Annotated in this window: 15 protein-coding genes; 6 read left to right on the top strand and 9 right to left on the bottom strand. The window is 58.5% G+C overall.

Going from position 1 to position 16317, the window contains the following annotated elements; all coding sequences use genetic code 11:
- Positions 1-92 precede the first annotated feature (92 nt).
- Positions 93-464 (bottom strand): YraN family protein, encoded by a 372-nt coding sequence (locus tag ACGHIZ_RS02645; protein WP_096227021.1) that lies wholly within the window; start codon positions 462-464, stop codon positions 93-95.
- Positions 465-1011: 547 nt separating this feature from the next.
- On the opposite strand from ACGHIZ_RS02645, the gene ACGHIZ_RS02640 reads away from it, so the two are divergent.
- The 5 genes from ACGHIZ_RS02640 (at position 1012) to ACGHIZ_RS02620 (ending at position 6309) form a co-directional block, all read left to right on the top strand.
- Complete coding sequence (locus ACGHIZ_RS02640; protein WP_052118776.1) at positions 1012-1287, top strand: hypothetical protein; 276 nt, start codon at positions 1012-1014, stop codon at positions 1285-1287.
- A gap of 168 nt (positions 1288-1455) precedes the next feature.
- The gene (locus ACGHIZ_RS02635) at positions 1456-1668 is read left to right on the top strand and encodes a YlcI/YnfO family protein (protein WP_227561562.1); all 213 of its coding nucleotides are present in this window, start codon (positions 1456-1458) and stop codon (positions 1666-1668) included.
- 2 nt (positions 1669-1670) lie between these two features.
- A complete protein-coding gene (locus ACGHIZ_RS02630; protein ID WP_368134016.1) occupies positions 1671-2504 on the top strand; it encodes a GIY-YIG nuclease family protein in 834 nt (277 codons plus the stop codon).
- Positions 2505-5066 carry a type I restriction-modification system subunit M gene (locus tag ACGHIZ_RS02625; protein WP_368134017.1) on the top strand — a complete coding sequence of 854 codons (2562 nt, stop codon included), beginning with the start codon at positions 2505-2507 and terminating at the stop codon, positions 5064-5066.
- 1 nt (position 5067) lies between these two features.
- Positions 5068-6309 carry a restriction endonuclease subunit S gene (locus ACGHIZ_RS02620; RefSeq protein ID WP_390448929.1) on the top strand — a complete coding sequence of 414 codons (1242 nt, stop codon included), beginning with the start codon at positions 5068-5070 and terminating at the stop codon, positions 6307-6309.
- A 117-nt stretch (positions 6310-6426) separates the two neighbouring features.
- On the opposite strand, the gene ACGHIZ_RS02615 is transcribed toward ACGHIZ_RS02620, so the two are convergent.
- The 5 genes from ACGHIZ_RS02615 to ACGHIZ_RS02595 are packed head-to-tail and all read right to left on the bottom strand — an operon-like array spanning position 6427 to position 10211.
- Positions 6427-6669 (bottom strand): restriction endonuclease subunit S, encoded by a 243-nt coding sequence (locus ACGHIZ_RS02615; RefSeq protein WP_390448926.1) that lies wholly within the window; start codon positions 6667-6669, stop codon positions 6427-6429.
- Between the two features lie 24 nt (positions 6670-6693).
- Positions 6694-8481 (bottom strand): IS66 family transposase, encoded by a 1788-nt coding sequence (gene tnpC / locus ACGHIZ_RS02610; RefSeq protein WP_390448923.1) that lies wholly within the window; start codon positions 8479-8481, stop codon positions 6694-6696.
- A 45-nt stretch (positions 8482-8526) separates the two neighbouring features.
- Positions 8527-8886, bottom strand: a complete 360-nt coding sequence (gene tnpB / locus ACGHIZ_RS02605) for an IS66 family insertion sequence element accessory protein TnpB (RefSeq protein ID WP_390448920.1) — start codon at positions 8884-8886, stop codon at positions 8527-8529.
- Complete coding sequence (tnpA, locus tag ACGHIZ_RS02600) at positions 8883-9323, bottom strand: IS66 family insertion sequence element accessory protein TnpA (RefSeq protein WP_390448917.1); 441 nt, start codon at positions 9321-9323, stop codon at positions 8883-8885. Before tnpA ends, tnpB begins: the two co-directional genes overlap by 4 nt.
- Positions 9324-9380: 57 nt before the next feature.
- Entirely contained in the window at positions 9381-10211 is an 831-nt protein-coding gene (locus ACGHIZ_RS02595; RefSeq protein ID WP_390448914.1) for a hypothetical protein, read from the bottom strand.
- A 69-nt stretch (positions 10212-10280) separates the two neighbouring features.
- Between ACGHIZ_RS02595 and ACGHIZ_RS02590 the strand changes: the two genes are divergently transcribed.
- Positions 10281-10799, top strand: a complete 519-nt coding sequence (locus ACGHIZ_RS02590) for a restriction endonuclease subunit S (protein WP_390448911.1) — start codon at positions 10281-10283, stop codon at positions 10797-10799.
- Here ACGHIZ_RS02590 and ACGHIZ_RS02585 read toward each other — a convergent pair.
- The 3 genes from ACGHIZ_RS02585 to ACGHIZ_RS02575 are packed head-to-tail and all read right to left on the bottom strand — an operon-like array spanning position 10796 to position 15580.
- Positions 10796-11722, bottom strand: a complete 927-nt coding sequence (locus tag ACGHIZ_RS02585) for a tyrosine-type recombinase/integrase (protein WP_390448908.1) — start codon at positions 11720-11722, stop codon at positions 10796-10798. The genes ACGHIZ_RS02590 and ACGHIZ_RS02585 overlap by 4 nt on opposite strands.
- Positions 11664-12383: a restriction endonuclease subunit S gene (locus tag ACGHIZ_RS02580; protein WP_390448905.1), complete on the bottom strand. Its 720-nt coding sequence runs from the start codon at positions 12381-12383 to the stop codon at positions 11664-11666. Before ACGHIZ_RS02580 ends, ACGHIZ_RS02585 begins: the two co-directional genes overlap by 59 nt.
- Positions 12380-15580 carry an HsdR family type I site-specific deoxyribonuclease gene (locus ACGHIZ_RS02575; RefSeq protein WP_368134277.1) on the bottom strand — a complete coding sequence of 1067 codons (3201 nt, stop codon included), beginning with the start codon at positions 15578-15580 and terminating at the stop codon, positions 12380-12382. The genes ACGHIZ_RS02580 and ACGHIZ_RS02575 overlap by 4 nt, the downstream gene beginning before the upstream one ends.
- Between the last annotated feature and the right edge of the window lie 737 nt (positions 15581-16317).

Below are 16317 nucleotides of genomic sequence, written 5' to 3'. Positions count from 1 at the left end.
CACGAAAACGTACGTATATGTACGTTTTCGTGGTACAGGGGCCGGTTTCGGGGGAAAGCCCGGCCCCGGGAGCCCGGGGCCGGGCGCGCCGCCTAGGAGAGCGGCTCCATCTCGCCGAAGCAGTTGATGTGGTGGCGAAGGAGTGCGCGGTTCTCCTTGACGACCATCATCGCCACCTCGTCGAAGCGGACCGGGGTGTCGGCGTAGTCGTCGCCGTTGCCGGCGAGCCACCTCGCCGCCAGCGCCTCGCGCAGCCCGCGCGCCCTGTGGGCCTCGGGGAAGCCGTCCGTCCCGATCCGGACCGTGGCGTCGACGAAGACCAGGGTCCCGTCCTCGTCCACCGCCACGAGGTCGATCCCGCCGATGCCCTCGGGTCCCTGCCAGGCCTCGTCGACGATCTCGTAGCCCTTGCGCTCGAGGAAGGCCTTGACCGCGCCCATCGCCTTTTCCTTCATGTCGTTCATGTCTTGCTCCTTAGACTCTGAGGCCCGCCCCTGTGGCGTGCCTTGCGCCGCGTGAGTCGCATGCAGCGCGGGCGTGCCTGCAAGGGAGGAAGCGAAGTCGGGCATGGAAATAGAAGTCTCCCGACGGCAGTTTTTCGCGTTGTTCGCGCGCGGAGCGCATGGGGCGAAGAACCCGAAAAAGTGTCGCGGCCCTTGCTGGCCGCCTGCCGGCGTGCGACCCTGCGCGTCCAAGGAGCGCCGGGGCGGGTATTCGGATCAAAGGGGCGCAGGCGTGCGGCATGGAATCCGGCGTGGGCGCCGAGACCCTCCGGGCATGGGATGCGGCCCATCGGCGGTTGCTGGGCTCCCGCGGGGATTGACGACGACGTCGTGGCGGGGACGGAGGCGGGTTCCCGAGTCGCGGCGCCGCGGCATGAGTCGGGACGGACGGCTTTCCCGTGCCGCTTGCGGCCGATATGCGCACGGGACCGCGGGCGGCGAGATGGTTCTCCGCATGGAACGGCTACGGTGCTGCGCGACACGTCCGTTGAGAGAAGGAGGCGAGCTGATGTTGAGCCACGAAGAGAAGTTGGAGCGCATCGAGCTCATCGATGCCGTGTGCGATGCCGGGAGGCTGGCGAGGGGCCTGGACCAGCTGCTCGAGTCCCTGGCGCATGCCGACCAGCTGGACCCGCTCGACGTCGAGGGGATTCTGGCCCTGAAGTCGATAAGTGAGAGGTGCGCCGAGCGCATCGGCGACGCCGCGCGAATCTTGGAGGCTCAGAACGAGGTTCTCTACGCCGAGGAATGGGCAAACGCCAAACCTCGCGAAAACGAGAGATGAGGACCCGAACGAAAGCGGCCATCCAAGCCCGATCAGGGCGTCCATCGCCGTCCGCGCTCATATAAAGCCTGGACATCGGCTGTCCTCGCATTCCCAGTGCCGCCGCGTGCCGTCGCGTTATAATGCTGCAAACGCATTTGTATTGCATTTCGAGCGATGGGAGCGCAGATGCCCGACAGCTACAAGGAGCTCATCAAGAGCAATCCCGACGAGACCGAGATCAGAAGCTTCCTGGTGGACGGCGACCAGGTCTCCGTGACCCTGCGCATCCCCGACACCCTGCGCGACGCGGCGAAGGAGGAGGCGGCCCTGCGGGGCATGAGCTTCTCTGCTTTCGTGCGCACCTGCATGATCGAAGAGCTCGCGAAGAAGGGGGCGTGAGCATGATCCGGGTCAAGACTCTCACCGTCCAGCTCATAGACGCGAAGCCGGACCGCATCCGCATCTGCCGCATCGACGGCGAGTCGCTTGTGACCGTCGTCGTTCCGAGGGAAGACCTCGCCGAGGCGAAGTCGCTGCCGAACATCCCGCAGCGCGGCGTCTACTACCTGCTCGACGAGGACCACGGCAACGTGAGCCGCGTCTACGCTGGGCAGACGACTCAGGGCATCGCCCGGCTCGACGCACACAAGGCGAAGAAGGAGTTCTGGAACAAGGCCGTTATGTTCCTCGATGACGACCAGAACATCAGCAAGGACGCACTGGACGTCCTAGAGGCGAAGGCCATCGACTACGTGCGTACCCACGGCTCGTACGAGACCGACAACTCGGCGACGCCCAAACCCTACGTCGACCCGTACAAGGAAGAGGCCGTCGAGCGCCTGCACGATAGGATCCTCTTCAGGATGGCAGCTCTGGGGTACGACCTCGACAGAGTCGACCAGGGTCCGGCGGGTGCGCCGGCGGTCTTCCACACGAAGAAGAACGGCATACGCGGGGCGGGGCGCTACGACAAGGCCACCGGGCACTTCACCGTGCTCGCTGGCTCGAAAGTGAACCTCTCGAGACCTGTGCTGAAAAACGCGGCCGTCGCGGCCGCGCGCAGGGAGATCTTCGGCGATTCGGGCGGTATCGCAGAGCTCGACGAAGATCTCGAGTTCCCGACGCCCAGCGCCGCGGCGGTGTTCGTGCTCGGCGGCAGCCAGAACGGCTGGACCGAATGGGCAAGCGACGACGGAGAAACGCTCAACCAAGTCTATAGAAGCGAGGAAAACTAGATGAACAAGCAGCAGCTGGCCTCCAAGATATGGGAGTCCGCCAACAAGATGCGATCCAAGATCGAGGCTAACGAGTACAAGGACTACATTCTGGGATTCATCTTCTACAAGTTCCTCTCCGAGACTGAAGTCGCTCGCCTGAAGGCACGTGATTTCGCCGAGGAGGATTTGCCGAGCCTCGTGGAAGACGATGAGGAAACGGTCGAGTTCGTCAAGGGCGAGTGCGGCTACTTTATCGCCTACGAGAACCTCTTCTCCACCTGGGTCGCCAAGGGCGGCGACTTCGAGATTTCGAACGTTCGCGACGCTCTCTCTGCTTTTAGCCGCAACATCGACCCTGCCCGCAAGCGCGTCTTCGACGGCATCTTCGACACGCTGCAGACCGGTCTCTCCAAGCTCGGCACCGACGCACGGAGCCAGTCCAAGGCCGCTCGCGACCTCATCTACCTCATCAAGGACATCCCGATGGACGGTCGCCAGGACTACGACGTGCTTGGCTTCATCTACGAGTACTTGATCAGCAACTTCGCCGCCAACGCCGGTAAGAAAGCAGGCGAGTTCTATACGCCGCACGAAGTCTCCATGCTCATGAGCGAGATAGTCTCGTGGCACCTGGCCGGACGCGAGAACATCACCATCTACGATCCCACGAGCGGATCGGGCTCGCTGCTTATCAATATCGGCAAAGCCGTGGCACGACGCAACGGCGACCCGGACTCCATCAAGTATTATGCGCAGGAGCTTAAGGAGAACACGTACAACCTCACGCGTATGAATCTGGTCATGCGTGGAATTCTTCCCGACAACATAGTGGCGCGCAATGGCGATACGCTCGAAGACGACTGGCCCTGGTTCGACACCGTCGAGAACAAGGATGAGACCTATGATCCGCTCTTCGTCGATGCCGTGGTGTCGAACCCGCCGTACTCCCAGAACTGGGATTCGGAAGATAAGGAGCTCGACCCTCGCTTCAAATTCGGCGTTGCTCCTAAATCCAAAGCTGATTACGCCTTCCTTTTGCATGATTTGTACCACTTGCGCCCCGACGGCATCATGTGCATCGTTCTGCCCCACGGCGTGTTGTTCCGCGGCGGCGAGGAGGGCGCCATTCGCAAGAACCTGGTGGAGAACCGCCATATTCAGGCAATCATCGGGCTTCCTGCCAATATCTTCTTCGGCACGGGCATCCCCACCATCATCATGGTGCTGCGCAAGCAGCGCGAGACGAGCGACGTATTGGTGGTGGACGCCTCCAAGCATTTCGTGAAAGAGGGCAAGAACAACAAGCTGCGGGCAAGTGACATCAAGCGCATAGTTGACGCCGTGACAACGAACGCGACCGTCGACAAGTTCAGCCGCCTGGTTCCCATCGACGAGATCCGTGCCAACGACTATAACCTCAACATCCCGCGCTACGTGGACTCGAGCGCGGCCGCCGAAAGCTGGGACGTGTACGCCACCATGTTCGGCGGCGTGCCGAAGGCCGAGGTCGACGCGCTCGAACGCTACTGGAAAGTATGGCCGAGCCTCAAAGGGCAACTCTACCGCAACGCCGACGGTTCGTGTCTTGCGCCCGCGACCGACGACGTTGCGCAAGTAGCGAAGGAAAATGCCGACGTCCGCGCCTTCTTGGGCGGCTATCGTGATGCGACAAGCCATTTACCGGCCACGCTGCGAAGCCGTTTGGTGGACGCTGCCGATGAAGTCGATACCGTGGCGGAGGAAGAGGCCATCGCGGCGCTTTTGAAAGATGCGCTGGCGGGTTCAGCCCTGATCGACGGCTACGACGCCTACCAGGCGCTCGACGATGCCTGGGTGGGAATTTCCGGCGACCTGGAGGTCATCCAGACCGAGGGGAAAGGCGCTGTGCGCAAGGTGGACCCGAATATGGTTGTCAAGAAGAAGAACGGTAAAGACGTCGAGGTGCAGGACGGCTGGGCTGGCCGCATCCTGCCGTTTGAGCTTGTTCAAGAGCACCTGCTTGCCGACGACGTCAAGAAGATTGCTTCCCGTGATGCCCGCCTTGGCGAGATATCACAGGAAGTAGATGGGATTCTCGAGAGCTTCGACGAGGAGGACAAGGGATCCTCTGCTGCTGTCAGCGACGAAGGTTCGTTTGTGGCAGCTGAGCTCAAGAAGGCTGTGAAGGCTATCGGAAAGCACCCTGAAAACGATTTCGAGCAAGGTCTGGTTCGTGCGCAGGCGCTGCTCGATGAGGAGAAAAGCCTCAAGAAGGCGAATAAGGAAGCGAGAGTAGCCCTTGAGGAGACGACCAAGGAGGTCATCGAGGGCCTGACCAACGACCAGTGCGACGATCTGCTGGCCGCCAAGTGGATAGAGCCGTTGCAGGCCGAGCTTCTGGCCCTTCCCGAAACCGTTGTGAGCGACTTCATCGCGAAGGTAGCTGCGCTCAACGCCAAATACGCGACAACTTACTCGGACGTGTGCAACCAGATAGATGATGCAGAAAGCCAGCTGGCAGACATGTTGGGGCAGCTTACGGGCAACGAGTACGACATGGCGGGCATTGCCGAGCTGCGAAAGCTGTTGGGCGGTGAGTAGCATGGCAGAGAAACAAAATACCCCGGAAATCCGCTTCGAGGGATTCACTGACCCTTGGGAACAGCGTAAGCTGAGCGAAGTAGCTACGTTTGGCGGCGGGCATACTCCGTCAATGGCAGATTCCGATAACTACGAAGATGGATGCGTACTGTGGGTTACGTCCCAGGACGTGAAATCTAGCTACCTTGATAGAACTACGACTCAGATAACTGAGAAGGGCGCAAAAAAGCTAACTCTTTATCCCGCCGGATCTTTAGTAATGGTAACGAGGAGCGGGATTCTTCGCCATACTCTTCCGGTGGCTGAGCTGCGGAAACCTTCAACCGTTAACCAGGATATTCGCGTCATTCTGCCCCAAGACACGTGCTGTGGAGGGTGGCTACTTCAGTTCTTTATTTCGCGCAACAAGGAATTGCTGCTTGAGTTTGGCAAGACTGGAACAACCGTAGAAAGTGTAGACTTTGGCAAGATCAAGGACATGCTTTTGCGCATGCCAAGTAGCGTCGAGCAACAGCAAATCGGACGTTACTTCGCACAGCTTGACTCCCTCATCACCCTTCATCAGCGTAAGCACGACAAGCTGTGCACGTTGAAGAAATCGATGCTCGACAAGATGTTTCCGAAACCCGGTGAGACCGAACCCGAAATCCGCTTCGAGGGTTTCACTGACCCTTGGGAACAGCGTAAGCTGAGCGAAGTAGCTACGTTTGGCGGCGGGCATACTCCGTCAATGGCAGATTCCGATAACTACGAAGATGGATGCGTACTGTGGGTTACGTCCCAGGACGTGAAATCTAGCTACCTTGATAGAACTACGACTCAGATAACTGAGAAGGGCGCAAAAAAGCTAACTCTTTATCCCGCCGGATCTTTAGTAATGGTAACGAGGAGCGGGATTCTTCGCCATACTCTTCCGGTGGCTGAGCTGCGGAAACCTTCAACCGTTAACCAGGATATTCGCGTCATTCTGCCCCAAGACACGTGCTGTGGAGGGTGGCTACTTCAGTTCTTTATTTCGCGCAACAAGGAATTGCTGCTTGAGTTTGGCAAGACTGGAACAACCGTAGAAAGTGTAGACTTTGGCAAGATCAAGGACATGCTTTTGCGCATGCCAAGTAGCGTCGAGCAACAGCAAATCGGACGTTACTTCGCACAGCTTGACTCCCTCATCACCCTTCATCAGCGTAAGCTTGAGCTGTTAAGGAATATCAAGAAATCGCTGTTGGATAGGATGTTCGTTTAATAACTTGCGTGAGTTGCCTCTAGTTTCGAGCCCCAGAACCGCCGATTTCGCTATGTCGAGTTGGCGGTTTTTCGTTTTAGTGAGGATAATAATGTTGTGCGCCTTGCCATTAGACTGTCACTGATGAAGGGTGATGAGGTCGTCGAGCTTAAGAAGAATATCGCCGATAGCTCTCTGTTCGCTCTCATTAGGCGCTAGAAACTCAAACGCGTTGAGCTCGTCTCTGTTGATTTTCGGCATCCCTGACCGCATGGAAACAGAAACGGAATAGTCAAAGAAAGCCTTTGTCTGCAGAATTCCAAAGTAAGCGTCAAAACTACCGCGTAGACTGAGAAACCTCTCGGAGTTTCCCCATTTCATTTTGAGAATACTCTGAGAGGTTTCCTATTCCCCGTCTTCAGAGAAGGCCGACGGGTCGATGTCGATGATGGGGTCGTCGGCCATCTTGGCGGCCTCCGCGGCGGCTTCCGGCTTCAACCTGATCTCCTCCGGCACGGAATCCGACCAAGGCATCAGCGAGTCGAGGTAGGCCGGGTCGCCGAGGTCGGCCGCGTTGGGCATCTCCTCCAGCAGCCATTCCAGGTACTTGCGGGGGTTCAGGCCGTTGGCCTTGGCGGTCGCCACCACCGAGTAGATGCCCGCCGACGCCTCGGCCCCGCGCGGCGTGTCGCTGAACAGGAAGTTCTTCCTCCCTATCACGAACGGCTTTATCGCCCGCTCGGCCAGGTTGTTGTCGAGCTCGAGCCTGCCGTCGCCCAGCGCGTTCATGGCGTAGGGCCAGTAGCCCACCGCGTACTTCAGCGCGTTGTCCAGCGCCATGCGAGGCGACGCCTCCATGCGCCTGGCCTGCGCCCAGGTGAAGAAGTCCTCCATCATCGGGCGCAGGTCGCGCTCGCGCCCGAGCCGCCTGCCCTCGAAGTCGCCCGCGGCGGCCATCCCGTCGAAGCGCGAGTCGGCCGCGAACATGGCGTCGATGCGCCTTCGGGCGGCCAGCGCCACCGAGCACGCCGCCTCGGCCTTGGCATCGCCGCCGACCGACTTCACGATCTCCGCGAACTTGCGCCGGATGTGCACCATGCACGCCACGTTGACCACCTCCCCGCCGTTCTCGAGCGTGAAGTATGGGCGATAGCCGTCGGTGCAGAGCCACCCCGACCAGCCGCGCAGGAAGCCCTCGGCCACCTTGCCGCTTCTCGTGGGATTGTATTCGTAGATGAAGATAGGCTTCGAGCACGCCGGCGATGCGAACAGCCACATGCGCGACTTGCATTTCGCCTCGCGCCCGGGCTCCTTGAGCACCTGGACCTCGCTCTCGTCGGCGTGGACTATGTCGCCCTCCAGCAGCAGCGCCTTCATTCGCGCTCGCAGCCTGGAGAGCCACAGCTCCCAGGCGCGCATCGCCCAGTTCGCCATGTTCTGGCGCGATATCGGCGCGCCCAGGCACTTGAAGTCGTACTCCATGCGGTACAGGGGGAGCGCGTTGACGTACTTGCCGTTGAGCACGTAGGCGATGAGCGACGGGGTCGCGAACGAGCCCTTTATCGGCATGGCCGGCATCGGCGCGCGCACGATGGCCGCGGCGGCGTCCTCCCCGGCGGCGTTTGCCGCGCAGCAGGCCGGGCAGCGGTAGACGGCCCGCTCGCGGCGCTCGGCCACCAGGCGCGCCGGCACCATGCGCAGCGCGTAGGTGACCTCGATTTTGAATTCTTGCAGCTCGGAGCCGCATTCCGGGCATTCGCGCGCCGACTCGGGCAGCTCGTGGCGCACGACCACCTGCTCGAGCTTGGAATAGTCGACCACGCGCTTGCCGCCGCGGCGGCGGGGCTCGGCCGGGACGGCCTCGGGCTCGGCCGCACCGGGGTCCGCCGCGGCCTCCATGTCGTTGAACAGCGACAGCTGGTCGGGGACGACCTTCTCGGACCTGCAGCCGAAGAAGCGCTGGTTGGCCAGCAGAACCATCTCTACGAGCCTGTCGCGCTCGGCCCTGACGGCGGCAAGCTCATCGCGCAATTCGCGCTCAAGCTCGGCCGGGACGCGGGCCGCCTCGGCGGCCGCGCGGGCGAGCTTCGCGTTGTCGGCGGCGAGCCGCTCGTTGTCGCGCGAGAGCGACTCGACCTGCGCCAGAAGGCGGGCGATCTGCTCGGCGGCTGGTATGTCCATAGGTTCGCTCATGAGCATATTATCTCATGTTTTAGCAGGTCAAAGTATTGTTTTAGGCTAAAGGACGCTGCCGGAGGCGACCGGGGATATGGCCTGCGGCAGCTCGGCGGGCAGGCCCTCGAGCAGCCAGAGCAGCTGGCGGCGCTCCATCTGCGGCAGCAGCTCGCCGCCCTCGGCGTGGCGCCACTTGAAGCCGCCCTCGGCCAGCCGCACGTAATAGAGGCACCAGCCGTTGACGTCGAAGCGCAGGAGCTTGGCCTTCTCGCAGTCGCGGCTCACGAAGCAGTAAAGCGCCCCGTCCATGGGGTCGCGCCCGAAGTCGGCGGCCACTATCGCGGCCAGCCTCTGGATGCCCGCGCGCATGTCCTGGGGCTTTTTGGATATGTAGATGGCGTCGGGGGTGGTGAACGGGTTCACAGCGAGGCCGCCGCCCTCATCGCCGCGGCTATGTCGGATTCTGCCGAGCCGGCCGGTATGGCCAGCTCCACGCGGCCCACCAGCACGCGTATGGGCAGGGCCGGAGCGGGCTTCACGCCGTCGACATGCCCGGGGGCGTCGGCCGGCGCGGGTTCGGCGGGCGCCGTGCCGGCGGCCGGGACGATGGCCTTGGCGTCGGCGATGCCGGCGGAGGTGACCTTTATCCAATTGGACGCCCCGCTCGACCTGCGGGGAAACCGGCCCGGTTCCTCCTCCCGGAACCTCGCCATCCACCTGTAAAGCCCCGATTCCGAGACCTTGTTCAGCCCGCACCATTGCTTGATGGTCATGTCGGCGGACAGGCACCTCTCTATGCGCCCCGCCCACATCTCCCTGCGCTGCGCGTCTTCCATGGACAACCTCCCAATCGATTGCATTTGCAGGCAATCTTGGGGCAACGGGACCACGTTGTTAAGACGCGTTAGCTTTGACGCTCACATTCCAAAAAGGAATTCTTGCGTTAGCCCATTCTTGCCATTGAGAACATATGCATCTGCGCTGGCTAACCCCTCGAACTGGGCATACGTATACTTTCCTAGTTGAGGATTTATCTTCCCATAGATGATATCGCCAGGATTGAAATGGAATTTCCCGCTAATAAGGGCATCATCTTTTACCGTGTTTACGTTGTCATATAGACGTCCAGTGAAAGATTCCATATTTCCAGGTCCAACGTGGGGCAAGGTGTCGTAATTGCCCGAGCGGGGGTCAACCATGTCGGTCGATATCGATACGTATTCCGACCACTTACGCTGTTCCCAAGAAAGATACCCGTATAAGCCACGGTATTGGCACTTACGCTGATGAAGGGTGATGACGTGATCTAACTGCGAGAAGCTGTTCCCGATAACCTCTTGCTCAGCTAGACACGGAACCAAAATAGATTCGTGCATGAGATCGTCAGGAACCAATTCGTTCATCATGGTTCCGTTTTTTGTAGCGTTGACGAGGATGGGTCTCATAGACTCTTCGCGCGGAATATAGTATTTCCAGAAGCTATAACGCTGCTCGACGATGGGCCTCAAACATGAAAATCGCGGCGACATAAGCCCGTCACCTGCATCGTTGAGAACGAAGCGTCCATAGGCGTGCACTTTGTTGGTATGGCCCTCAAAAGCGATATCTCCAACTCGAATGACTTTGTAGTTGCTTAGCGAATCGTCGGCTGCGCCGTTTCCGCCATTGAAAGTCATCGTCGCAATGGAAAGTGTCCTATCGTATCCAAGCTCACAATTGACGTTTCGCTCATTGTTGACCACATACATATCCGAGAACTTACGCTGTTCCCAAGATGGAGTCGTTCAATCTGGATAACCGCTTGGGAACAGCGTAAGTTGGGCGAGCTTATTCAGCTAGGAGGCTCGGGTGGTACCCCATCCGCAAATAATCCCGACTACTACGGTGGAGATATACCGTTTTTGAGCATTGCCGACATTAACGGAAGAGACATTACCAATACAGCCAAAACGCTGACAGATGAGGGTCTGCAGAACAGCGCTGCTTGGATTGTTCCGTCCGGAGCTGTTAGCCTTGCAATGTATGCAAGCGTCGGAAAAGTCGGCATTATTAGGCAAGATACAGCCACGAGTCAGGCTTTTTACAACATGGTATTCGATAACGAAGCACTTAGAGATTTTGTTTTCACTCGTCTTGAAAAGGCGGAAACTGATTCTGAATGGGAGCCTTATATCTCTACGGGAACGCAAAGAAATCTTAACGCTGATAAGGTCAAATCGTTTTCGTTAGATGTTCCATCTAACGAGGAAGCCTCTGAAATCAGCGCATACTTCGCGAATCTCGACACCCTCATCACCCTTCATCAGCGTGAGCCACGGTTTGCTGATGCAGGTTAAATTAGAGTCGAAAGAGCCCTCATGACGATGTCAATGTCCTTGTTCTCGAGCTCTTGAATGACGTGCAGATAGGTTTCCTGAGTGGTGGTCATGCTTGCGTGGCCGAGCCTTCGGGATACGCTGGCGATAGAGACACCGGCGAACAGCAAAAGTGACGCATGCGTATGCCGCAGCCCGTGGACGGATATGACAGGCACGCCAACATTCCTGCAGTGACGCGCCAAAACGCTGTTAGCTGTCGAGTTATAGACCTTTCCCTTCGCAAATATGGGCTCGGTCGGCGGAAGGTCTTTGAGCAGCCCAGAAAGTTGCATGATGAGTTGCCAGTCAAGTTGAACCTTCCGCACTGATGAGGCGTTTTTCGTGGGAACGAATCCGCCGCCGTTCTTGTAATCCCAGGTCTTGTTCACTGAGAGCGTTTGATGAGCAAAGTCGAAGTCTTCGGGAGTAAGCCCAAGGGCCTCGGAAAAGCGCAGGCCCGTTTTAGCGACTATGAGAATAAGCCAATCCCAACTCGGCCCGCCTGATAAGTCAAGGTCGCCGAGCATGGCATGAAGCTCAAACTGGTTGAGATACTTGATCTTTTTCGCACGCGGCTGTTTTCCTTTGATGATAGCCTTGCGCGTAGGATCGCGGGGGATGAGTCCTTCGTCAACTGCGTCAAGGATCGCCCCTTTAAGCTGATGGTGAAAGTCCATGGTTGTCTGCCGCTCATGATGCTCTGCGTAAGCATTGATGAGCTGCTGGTACGAGGTCCGGTCGAGATCTTTTATCTTGAGGTCTGGAATCAGCTTGGCGAGCCAAGACTGCGTGAGCCGATACTTTCCCATGGTGACCTCACGGATGGCTCCTTCTTTGTAGACGCTAATCCATTGCGAGTAGTAATCGCAGAAAAGCGATTCTCCATTGATACCGATTGGCATTTTTACCCTCTTTCATCGTGTGAGGTGGCTCACGCTGATGAAGGGTGATGAGGTTGTCGATCTCGCTCAACGCCGCGCCTATGGCAGCTTGCTCCGACAATCTAGGAAATCTTACTTGTGTATCTTGCAGTGCGGCCTTTGAAACGGAAATCACCTTGATTCCCTGCATTAAAGGAAGAAGCTGTCTGTGGTATGCATCGGAATTAAGGTAGTGCCCCAGGTAGCCCGACCCAAAGGGGAACCGAGGTCGCGCCGGTATCGTATGCAATCCTGAGATAGTTGGTTCTTTGGGTAGTTTTCGCAGTTCAACACACTTGCCAGCTGCTTCGTCCTCTGCCGTGTCAGCGAAAATGACATCGCCTTCGCGAAGTATCGACCCAGCAAATTTGGGAAGCACTGTATCGTCGGTAATGAACGGAAGATCGCTTCGTTCGCCATCGAGGCAATCTCCGAACTTAATAAGAATATCTCCGTAATGAACATTGCGAGCAGTGCCATTCTCGCCATTCAAGTCGGCGCGTGAAAGAGTGTTGTTCTTCAGGAACTCGAAGCAATCCCCCAACTTACGCTGTTCCCAAGATGAAGCGAGGGGACGCATGGTCACATACGTCCCCTCGGATTGACAAACTCTCGATTCCGCCTGTTCAAAATCGCCGCTCATTCATCGATGTCGAAGCCGCCTTCTAGGATGAACTTCTTCAACAGCGCCGCCGCACGGGTGTTCACCTTGAACAGGGGGAGCATCTTGCCTTCCTTCTGCTCAAAGAAGGCCTTGGCGCGCGCCTTGTCCACCGAGTCCTTCAAATCATCGAAGCGCCCGAACTCGTTAATGTTCGATTCCGTCAGGTCGAGCGCAGCCATGGTGGCAAGAAGATCGCCATCTATGCCGAGTGCATCGACGACTCGCTCGACCTGAGCGTTTTTCGCCCTGCGGGCATAGGTCGTGATGTAATCCCTCAGCGTCATGCCGTCTTCCAGGGCGGCGTCCCCTCGCTCGACGTCATGAAGGAACAGCTCGGCGAAGCGCTGGTCATCCTGGCTCAGGGACGCGAACGATCGGTGGAGCTCCTCGCGCGCGGCGGCGAGCCCCTCGTCGTCCTGCTCAAGGCATTTCAGCCACTTCTCGAAGTTCGCGTTCATGTAGTCGCTGTCTATGAGCCCCGTGTCGATCTCGGTTATATGACCATCAAGCTCATAGGGCGCTTCGGGCGCATCGCCAGGGCCGCCCCCTCCTGCGAACAGCTCCTTGTAGCGCTGCACGAGGATGAGGTAGGTCCGCTCGTCGATGACCGGCTGCACGAAGAAGGACTTGCCGCTCAGCTCGCCTTCTTCCGGCTCCTCCTCAAACTCATAGGTGTCCTGCTCCCATGTGAAGCCCTGTACCTTCGCGGCTTCGAGGAACTCGTTGAGCTCGACGAACTCCTTGGCGAACTTGCGCCTGGCCTCTTGCGATACGGGAAGTTTCGAGAGATCGCCAACGCCCGCTGCCTCGAACACCATGAGTATCTCCTGCAGCCGCGCGTCCATCAGCGCGATATTGTCCGGGAGCTTCTGCACGAACATGTCGAGCGGGCGATCGCCCGAGTACAGCTTCACCGCGGCCTCGATGTAGCCCTTCATAGTATGGGGACGGCGGTAGTAGCGGATGGTGCCGAAGGGCTTGTCAGGGCCGAACAGGCGGTTGGTGCGGCTGAAGGCCTGGATGATGCTCTCGTAGTCGATGACCTTGTCGAGATAGAGCGTGTTGAGCCACTTGGAGTCGAAGCCCGTGAGCATCTGGTCCACCACGATGAGCAGGTCGATGCGGCTCTCGCGGTTGGCGTCGACGTTGACGTAGGGCTTCTTATGGGAAAGGCGCGCCGAGATGTCCTTCTTCATGGCGGGCCAGGTGGGAATAGTGAACTCCTGGCCATATGTTTTGTTGTAGTCCTCGATAAGCTCGACCAGGGCGTCCTCCTTCACAGTGGAGCCGGCGTTATTGTCGATGCTCGGGTCGAAAAGGGCGGTCACCTTCATCTGCGGGGCGCATTCCTTGAAGGCTCGATAGTAGTCGATCGCCTCCGGGATGGAGCTCGTCGCCAAGATTGCATGGAATTTGTTGCCGTGGGAGAGCACCGGGAAACGGCGCAGGATATCCTCTACGACCTTTCCGTGGTGCGGTGTGTCGGGCCAGTACTGAGCGCGGGTCAGGAAGTCCTCGATGCCCTTGATGTGGTTGCCGGCGCCGTCAACCATGGGACCCATGGGGACCTTCGCCTGGTCCATGTAGTGATAGAAGACCTTGCTCTTGCGCTCGTCGGAGATGGCCTCGCCGACGCTCGAGGCCTTAGCCTGCTCGAGGGCCACGGCCTCGCGCACGTCGCGATCGTCGAAGGTCGTCACCATGTACGGGTCGAAGCCCAGCACATTGCCGTCACGGATGCCATCGGCGATGCTGTAGCGGTGCAGGCACTCGCCGAACACCATGGCGGTGGTGGAACCCTTCTTCTGGTTCTCGTCGAGAATCGGCGTACCCGTGAAGCCGAAGAACAGCGCGTTCGGGAAAGCCCGGCGTATGTCCTGGAGCATGTCGCCGAAGGTTGAGCGGTGGCACTCGTCTATAACGAACACGATCCGCTTGGCGGCCAGGCGATCGAGTTCCGCCTGGGTGATCCTGCCCTCGCCGGCCTTCACGTTGCTCATCTTCTGGATAGAGGTCACGATGAGGCGGTTCTTGGGGTCGTCGCTCGCGAGCTTCGACTTCAGTACCTGCGTGTTCTCGGTCCCCTGCACGTCATCGGCGTCGTCGGCGAATGCGCGGTACTCGGAGAGCGACTGCGTGCCCAGCTCGATGCGGTCCATGAGGAAGACCACCTTGTCGGCGTCGTGCGAGTCGGCTATGAGCTGGGCTGACTTGAAGCTCGTCATGGTCTTGCCGGAGCCGGTGGTATGCCATATATAGCCGCCAGGATGCCCCGGGGCGCTGCTCTTGGGCCTCTCGTCCCACTTGCATCTGCGCACCTTGTCGGATATGGCGGCAGCCGCGTAGTACTGGTAGCTGCGCATGACCTTCAAACAGCCGTCCGAGCTGTCCGCCACGGTATAGAAGCCGATGAGTTGGTGCGCCATGGGGATGGAGAGCAGCGTGGAGGTGAAGCGCTTCCATTCGTCTGTTCCGGGTTTGTCGCCCGCGCAGACGGGCTCGTTGTTGAAGTCCTCCCAGTGGAAGAAGAAGTTCGGGTTGAACGCGCCCGTGCCGGGGTTGGCGAAATAGCGCGCCTCGTCGGGGGTCATCCCCACGAAGATCTGCACCAGGCGGAAGAGCCCGGTGAACACGCCCTCGTGGGCATACTTCTCAATCTGACCGGTGGCCTGGCTGACGGGGATGCCGCTGCGCTTGAGCTCGATATGGATAACCGGCATGCCGTTGATGAGCAGGCACAGGTCTCCGCGGCGGTCGTTTAAGATCTTGCTCTTCGCAGGATAGACCGGCTGCTGTGCTATCTGGTAGCGGCTCTGGCCGGCTGCAATCTCCTGACGATCATAGATCTTCAGGCTCACCTCCTTGCCCAGGTGAAGTGCATCGTCAGGGTTGTCGCGCGTGATGGCGACGGTCTTTCCGTTGATGAACCCGTTGAGCGCGAGCGGGGTCTTGAGCGTTTCGATTTGTTCGATGACCTGTGCCATCTCGCCCTGGGTGAGCGGATAGCCGTTCAAGCGGTCTATGTCGGCGTTGTTCTGGAACAGAATCTTCGCCCAGTTGTCGATTAGGTCCTGCTCGGTGGGATAGCGAAGCACGCCCCCTGCGTCGTCCCAGCCATGCTGCTTCAGCACGGTGATGACAGCTTCTTCGAAAGAAGCCTCTTTATCGAAAACCATGGGAGAAACCTATCTACGAAATTGAAAAAAGTTAAGCACTTAACTATTGACAATCATTATAAGACATTGATGCTTCTACCTGGGAACAGCGTAAGTTGGGCAACTGTGGGACAACCTATGGCGGTTTGACCGGCAAAACCAAAGAGGATTTCGGTCACGGCAACGCAAGGTTCATCCCGTATACCAATGTCTTCGATAACCCACTGACGGACACGAAGCGGCTCGGGGCAGTCGAAATTGATTCGAGTCAAAACCAAGTTGCGTATGGTGACGCGTTCTTTACTGTGTCATCTGAAACGCCGGATGAAGTCGGAATGTCCTCTGTTTGACTCTCTGACCAGGAAGATGTTTACCTCAACAGCTTCTGTTTTGGTTACAGGCAAGATTCAACATTTGACCCGCATTACCTTGCCTATATGCTCAGGTCAAGATCGGTGCGTTCCAATCTCACTCTGCTGGCTCAGGGAATCTCTAGGTTCAACATCTCCAAAAACAAGGTGATGGAGTTGAGCGTTCCTGTTCCTTCTGCGGTAGAGCAGGAGCAGCTTGGCCAATACTTTACCAAGCTCGACTCCCTCATCACCCTTCATCAGCGTGAGTGCGGGAAGCCGCCATTCAATCAGTCTCCCGCTTGGGAACAGCGTAAGTTGGGCGAGCTCTGCGAATTGAATCCGACGGCCGTGTTGCCAGACTCATTTGAGTATGTTGACCTAGAGTCCGTTGCCGGTACGGATATG

This window comes from Collinsella sp. i05-0019-G5, assembly GCF_042851345.1.
GTDB lineage: Bacteria > Actinomycetota > Coriobacteriia > Coriobacteriales > Coriobacteriaceae > Collinsella.
The sequence above is the reverse complement of the archived record's forward strand: the minus strand, read 5'-3'. Positions and strand labels throughout refer to the sequence as shown.

Coding starts and splice junctions, on each gene's coding strand:
- ACGHIZ_RS02645 (WP_096227021.1), bottom strand. CDS start 464: ATGAACGACATGAAGGAAAAGGCGATGGGCGCGGTCAAGGCCTTCCTC.
- ACGHIZ_RS02640 (WP_052118776.1), top strand. CDS start 1,012: ATGTTGAGCCACGAAGAGAAGTTGGAGCGCATCGAGCTCATCGATGCC.
- ACGHIZ_RS02635 (WP_227561562.1), top strand. CDS start 1,456: ATGCCCGACAGCTACAAGGAGCTCATCAAGAGCAATCCCGACGAGACC.
- ACGHIZ_RS02630 (WP_368134016.1), top strand. CDS start 1,671: ATGATCCGGGTCAAGACTCTCACCGTCCAGCTCATAGACGCGAAGCCG.
- ACGHIZ_RS02625 (WP_368134017.1), top strand. CDS start 2,505: ATGAACAAGCAGCAGCTGGCCTCCAAGATATGGGAGTCCGCCAACAAG.
- ACGHIZ_RS02620 (WP_390448929.1), top strand. CDS start 5,068: ATGGCAGAGAAACAAAATACCCCGGAAATCCGCTTCGAGGGATTCACT.
- ACGHIZ_RS02615 (WP_390448926.1), bottom strand. CDS start 6,669: ATGAAATGGGGAAACTCCGAGAGGTTTCTCAGTCTACGCGGTAGTTTT.
- tnpC (WP_390448923.1), bottom strand. CDS start 8,481: ATGAGCGAACCTATGGACATACCAGCCGCCGAGCAGATCGCCCGCCTT.
- tnpA (WP_390448917.1), bottom strand. CDS start 9,323: ATGCAATCGATTGGGAGGTTGTCCATGGAAGACGCGCAGCGCAGGGAG.
- ACGHIZ_RS02595 (WP_390448914.1), bottom strand. CDS start 10,211: ATGTATGTGGTCAACAATGAGCGAAACGTCAATTGTGAGCTTGGATAC.
- ACGHIZ_RS02585 (WP_390448908.1), bottom strand. CDS start 11,722: ATGCCAATCGGTATCAATGGAGAATCGCTTTTCTGCGATTACTACTCG.
- ACGHIZ_RS02580 (WP_390448905.1), bottom strand. CDS start 12,383: ATGAGCGGCGATTTTGAACAGGCGGAATCGAGAGTTTGTCAATCCGAG.
- ACGHIZ_RS02575 (WP_368134277.1), bottom strand. CDS start 15,580: ATGGTTTTCGATAAAGAGGCTTCTTTCGAAGAAGCTGTCATCACCGTG.